This is a genomic window from Salipiger bermudensis (genome assembly GCF_020171625.1).
Lineage (GTDB): Bacteria > Pseudomonadota > Alphaproteobacteria > Rhodobacterales > Rhodobacteraceae > Salipiger > Salipiger bermudensis_B.
In genome coordinates this window covers 238,553-244,552 of the sequence record NZ_JAIUZY010000007.1, presented here as the reverse complement: position 1 = coordinate 244,552, position 6,000 = coordinate 238,553, and the positions used below count along the sequence as shown (strand labels likewise).

General features: G+C 65.1%; 4 protein-coding genes. All 4 read left to right on the top strand.

Features of this window, described 5'->3' with window-relative positions:
• Window positions 1–206: 206 nt before the first annotated feature.
• Genes nuoK through nuoN form a run of 4 tightly spaced genes read left to right on the top strand, consistent with a single transcriptional unit; the run spans window position 207 to window position 5,919 of the window.
• Complete coding sequence (gene nuoK, locus LCM15_RS14680; RefSeq protein WP_224857669.1) at window positions 207–512, top strand: NADH-quinone oxidoreductase subunit NuoK; 306 nt, start codon at window positions 207–209, stop codon at window positions 510–512.
• 6 nt (window positions 513–518) lie between these two features.
• Window positions 519–2,915: an NADH-quinone oxidoreductase subunit L gene (nuoL, locus tag LCM15_RS14675; RefSeq protein ID WP_224857667.1), complete on the top strand. Its 2,397-nt coding sequence runs from the start codon at window positions 519–521 to the stop codon at window positions 2,913–2,915.
• Entirely contained in the window at window positions 2,915–4,465 is a 1,551-nt protein-coding gene (locus tag LCM15_RS14670) for an NADH-quinone oxidoreductase subunit M (protein WP_224857665.1), read from the top strand. Before nuoL ends, LCM15_RS14670 begins: the two co-directional genes overlap by 1 nt.
• An 11-nt stretch (window positions 4,466–4,476) precedes the next feature.
• Complete coding sequence (nuoN, locus tag LCM15_RS14665) at window positions 4,477–5,919, top strand: NADH-quinone oxidoreductase subunit NuoN (RefSeq protein ID WP_224857663.1); 1,443 nt, start codon at window positions 4,477–4,479, stop codon at window positions 5,917–5,919.
• Window positions 5,920–6,000: the final 81 nt, after the last annotated feature.

The window sequence follows — 6,000 nt, the reverse complement described above, 5'->3', positions numbered from 1 at the left end:
TGTAAGCGCCGCCGTCCGTCTCGCCCGCGCGGGCGAGCGACCAGAACGGGGCCCGCGGGCCCGACGCAAGACAAATGCTCCGCAAAAAGGGGCGGAAGAGGGACAGCGATGAGCGTAGCCAGTTGGATAGCCATCTTTTTCGCGGGAATCTTCGTTCCCGTCGTCCTCGGGGCGCGCCAGACGCGGCGCCGGAACGGAGAGCGCACATGATCGGAGTCGAGCATTACCTCACAGTGGCGGCGGTGCTGTTCGTCACCGGCATCTTCGGGATCTTCCTGAACCGGAAGAACGTCATCATCCTGCTGATGAGCATCGAGCTTATCCTGCTCTCGGTGAACATCAACTTCGTGGCCTTCTCGGCGCATCTTGGCGATCTCGCGGGTCAGGTCTTCACGCTCTTTGTGCTGACCGTGGCCGCCGCCGAGGCGGCGATCGGCCTCGCGATCCTCGTCTGCTTCTTCCGCAACCGCGGCACGATCGCCGTGGAAGACGTCAACGTGATGAAAGGCTAAAGCGAGATGGAGACGATCATCCTCTTCGCGCCGCTCGTGGGCGCCATCATCGGTGGCTTCGGCTGGAAGATCATCGGCGAGACCGCCGCGATGTGGACCACCACCGGCCTGCTGTTCCTGGCCTGCCTGCTGTCGTGGATCGTGTTTCTGACGCTGGGCGAGGCGCACACCGTCACGCTGTTCCGCTTCATCGAGAGCGGCACGCTCTCGACCGACTGGGCGATCCGCGTCGACCGACTGACCGCGATCATGCTGATCGTGGTGACCACGGTCTCGGCGCTCGTGCACCTCTACAGCTTCGGCTACATGGCGCATGACCCGCAGTTCGAGCACACGCCCTACAAGGCGCGCTTCTTCGCCTATCTCTCGCTCTTCACCTTCGCGATGCTGGCGCTGGTGACCGCCGACAACCTCGTGCAGATGTTCTTCGGCTGGGAGGGCGTGGGCCTGGCTTCGTACCTGCTGATCGGCTTCTACTACAAGAAACCCTCGGCCAACGCCGCCGCGATGAAGGCCTTCGTGGTCAACCGGGTGGGCGATTTCGGTTTCGCGCTGGGGATCTTCGGGCTGTTCTACCTGACCGACAGCATCCAGTTCGACGTCATCTTCAACGAGGTGCCGAACATCGCCGAGACCCAGCTCCACTTCCTGTGGCGCGACTGGAACGCGGCCAACCTGATCGCCTTCCTGCTGTTCATCGGCGCGATGGGCAAATCGGCGCAGCTTCTGCTGCACACCTGGCTGCCCGACGCGATGGAAGGCCCGACGCCGGTTTCGGCGCTGATCCACGCCGCCACCATGGTGACCGCGGGCGTGTTCCTCGTCTGCCGCATGTCGCCGCTGATGGAGTTCGCGCCGCAAGCCACCGCCTTCATCACCTTCCTCGGCGCGACCACGGCGTTCTTTGCAGCCACCGTCGGCCTCGTGCAGAACGACATCAAGCGCGTCATCGCCTATTCGACCTGTTCGCAGCTCGGCTACATGTTTGTGGCGGCGGGCGTCGGCGTCTACTCGGTGGCGATGTTCCACCTGCTGACCCACGCCTTCTTCAAGGCGATGCTGTTCCTCGGGGCGGGTTCGGTGATCCACGCCATGCACCACGAGCAGGACATGCGCAATTACGGCGCGCTCCGGACCAAGATCCCGATGACCTTCTGGGCGATGATGATCGGCACGCTGGCCATCACCGGTGTCGGCATCCCGCTCACCGGCTGGTTCGGCTTCGCGGGCTTCGTCTCCAAGGACGCCATCATCGAGAGCGCCTGGGCCGGCACCGCCGGGGGCTACGCCTTCTGGATGCTGGTCATCGCGGCGCTGTTCACCAGCTTCTACAGCTGGCGCCTGATCTTCCTGACCTTCTTCGGCAAGGCCCGGGGCGACAAGCACACCCACGAGCACGCCCATGAGAGCCCTAAGGTCATGCTGATCCCGCTTGGCGTTCTGGCCATCGGGGCGGTGTTCTCGGGCATGGTGTTCTACAAGTCCTTCTTCGGCGACCACGACAAGGTGCTGAGCTTCTTCGGAATGCCCGCGCATCACGCCGAGGCCTCCGAGGGTGGCCACGGCGACGAGCATGGCACCGAGACCGCCGAGGCCGTCACCACGGACGAGGCCGCGCCTGAAGAAGACGCTGACACCGAAGCCGAAGCGATTGGACAGGAGACCGAGGGCGACGAGACCGCTGCCGTGGTCGCCGATCAGGAGGGGGCCGAGACCGGCACCGCCGACGAGACCGCGCCCGCAGAGGGCGTCGTCGCGGAAGGTGAGACCGCCGCTCAAGGCACCGAAGGTGACGAGACCGCCGCCGTGGTCGCCGACGAGGAGGGCGCCGCAACTGAGGCCGCTCCTGACGGCGAGGCTGCGGGCCAAGCGCCCCAGGCCGAAGAGACCGTGGCCGCCGACGAGGCGCATGGCGAAGAGGGCGAGACGGCGCACGCCGCCGCCGGGCTCGAGTATGGCGCGATCTACATGTCGCCCGACAACACGGTGATGGACGATGCGCACCATGCCCCGGTCTGGGTCAAGCTCGCGCCCTTCATCGCCATGGTTCTGGGCTTCGTGGTGGCCTACTGGTTCTACATCGTGAACCCGACACTGCCGCGCAAGCTCGCCGAGAACCAGCGTCCGCTCTACCTGTTCCTGCTGAACAAGTGGTATTTCGACGAGGCCTACGACTTCCTGTTCGTCCGCCCCGCCAAGGCGGTGGGCCGGTTCTTCTGGAAGCGCGGCGACGGCAACGTCATCGACGGCACCATCAACGGCGTCGCCATGGGGATCATCCCCTTCCTGACCAAACTCGCGGGACGCGCGCAGTCCGGCTACATCTTCACCTACGCCTTTGCCATGGTGATCGGGATCGCGATCCTGGTGACCTGGATGTCGATCCTCGGAGGGGCACACTAATGGATAACCTGCTGTCCATCGTCACCTTCCTGCCCGCGCTGGCGGCGCTGATCCTGGCGCTGTTCCTGCGCGGCGGGGATGCGGCTGCCGATCGCAACGCCAAGTGGCTGGCGATGATCGCCAGCTCGGCGACCTTCCTGATCTCCCTGTTCATCCTGTTCCAGTTCGACGCCTCGAACACCGACTTCCAGATGGTGGAAGAGGGCAGCTGGATCATGGGGATGAACTACAAGATGGGCGTCGACGGCATCTCGGTGCTGTTCGTCATGCTCACCACCTTCATGATGCCGCTGACCATCCTCGCAAGCTGGGACGTCAAGCTGCGGGTGAAGGAATACATGATCGCCTTCCTGCTGCTCGAGACGCTGATGCTTGGCGTGTTCATGGCGCTCGATCTGGTGCTGTTCTACCTGTTCTTCGAGGCGGGCCTGATCCCGATGTTCCTGATCATCGGCATCTGGGGCGGCAAGAACCGCATCTATGCCAGCTTCAAGTTCTTCCTCTACACCTTCCTCGGCTCGGTGCTGATGCTGGTTGCGATGGTGGCGATGTATGCCGATGCCGGCAGCACCGACATCCCGACGCTCTTGGCGCACGAGTTCGCCTTTGCCGATTTTGAGGTGCTGGGCATCCATATCGTCGGTGGCCTGCAGACCATGCTCTGGCTCGCCTTCTTCGCCAGCTTCGCGGTGAAGATGCCGATGTGGCCGGTGCACACCTGGCTACCGGATGCGCACGTGCAGGCGCCCACCGCGGGCTCGGTCGTGCTGGCGGCGATCCTGCTGAAGATGGGCGGCTACGGCTTCCTGCGCTTCTCGCTACCGATGTTCCCGGTGGGCTCCGAGGTGATGGCGCCGCTGGTGTTCTGGATGTCGGCCATCGCCATCGTCTACACCTCGCTCGTGGCGCTGGTGCAGGACGATATGAAGAAGCTCATCGCCTATTCGTCGGTGGCGCATATGGGCTACGTGACCATGGGCATCTTCGCGGCCAACCAGCAGGGCGTCGACGGCGCCATCTTCCAGATGCTGAGCCATGGCTTCATCTCTGGCGCGCTGTTCCTCTGCGTGGGCGTGATCTACGACCGGATGCACACCCGCGACATCGACGCCTATGGCGGTCTGGTGAACCGGATGCCGGCCTACGCGCTGATCTTCATGCTCTTCACCATGGCCAATGTCGGCCTGCCGGGGACCTCGGGCTTCGTGGGCGAATTCCTGACGCTTATGGGCATCTTCCAGGTCAACACCTGGGTCGCTGCCGTGGCGGCGTCCGGGGTGATCTTCTCGGCCGCCTACGCGCTCTGGCTCTACCGCCGCGTGGTGCTGGGCGACCTGATCAAGGAGAGCCTGCGCACCATCCAGGACATGACCAAGCGCGAGAAGTGGATCTTTGCGCCGCTGGTGGTCATGACGCTCTGGCTCGGGGTCTACCCGGCGGCGGCGCTGGACATCATCGGGCCCTCGGTCGAGGCGCTCGTGGACAATTATGACACCGCCGTCGCGGCCGCCGATCTTGGCGGGCCGACGATGGCCGAAGCGAACCACTAAGGGGGCGGGGCATGATCTCGGCTGATCTCAACATCATCCTCCCGGAGATCGTTCTGGCGGTCTTTGCCATGCTGGCGCTGATCGGCGCGGTCTATACCGGCAAGGACAAGCTCGCCCCGGTGCTGGTCTGGGCCAGCGCCGCAGTGATGCTGCTCATGGCGATCTGGATCGGCACCACCGGCGGGCAGGACCAGACGGCGTTCTGGGGCATGTTCACCGACGACGCCTTCGCGCGCTTCGCCAAGGTGGCGATCCTGCTGTCGGCGGCGGTCGTGCTGCTGATGTCGGAAGGCTACATGTCGCGCCACGGCCTGCTGCGCTTCGAGTACCCTGTGCTGGTGCTGCTTTCGGTCGTCGGCATGATGGTCATGGTCTCCGCCGGGGACCTGATGACGCTCTACATGGGGCTCGAGCTGCAATCGCTGGCGCTCTACGTGGTCGCCTCGCTGCGCCGCGACAGCGAGCGCTCGACCGAGGCCGGCCTGAAATACTTCGTGCTCGGCGCGCTGAGCTCGGGCCTGCTGCTCTACGGGGCCTCGCTGGTCTATGGCTTCGCCGGCACCACGCTGTTCTCGGGCGTGATCGCGGCGGCCACCGAGGGGCACATGTCGCTCGGCCTGCTGATCGGGCTGGTGCTGATGATCTCGGGGCTGGCCTTCAAGGTCTCGGCGGTGCCGTTCCACATGTGGACGCCGGACGTCTACGAAGGCTCGCCGACCCCGGTCACCGCGTTCTTCGCCACCGCGCCCAAGGTCGCGGCCATGGGTCTCTTCGCCCGGCTGCTGTTCGACGCCTTCGGCGGCGCCATCGCCGACTGGAGCCAGGTCGTCGCGCTGCTGTCGCTGCTGTCGATGTTCCTCGGCGCCATCGCCGCCATCGGCCAGCGCAACATCAAGCGCCTGATGGCCTATTCCTCGATCACGCATATGGGCTTTGCCCTGATGGGCCTTGCCGCGGGCACCGCGTTCGGCGTGCAGGCGATGCTGGTCTACATGGCGATCTACGTCACCATGAACGTCGGCACCTTCGCCTTCATCCTGTCGCTCAGCCGCGAGGGCCAGCCGGTGACCGATATCGGCGCGCTGGGGATGTACTCCAAGCGCGAGCCGGGCAAGGCGTTGGCGATGCTGGTGCTGCTGTTCTCGCTCGCAGGGGTGCCGCCGCTGGTGGGCTTCTTCGGCAAGCTCTACGTGCTGCAGGCCGCCTATGGCGGCGGGCTGGCCTGGCTGGCGGTGGCCGGCGTGATCGCCTCGGTGATCAGCGCCTACTACTACCTGCGCATCGTCTTCTTCATGTATTTCGGCGAAGAGCGCGAAGAGGCGCTGGACACCGGCGGCTCGCCGGTGCTCTGGGGTTGCCTGATGGTCTCGGCCTTCCTGATGGTGGCAGGGGTGGTGAACCTGTTCGGCGTCGAAGGCGCCGCGGCAGCCGCGGCGGCGACGCTTGTCAACTGAGCCGCAGCGCCGGATCCCTGCAAACGGTGACGCGCCAGTGGCGCGTCGCTTTTTTAGCGGCGCCTGCGGCGCGTCTGCCTC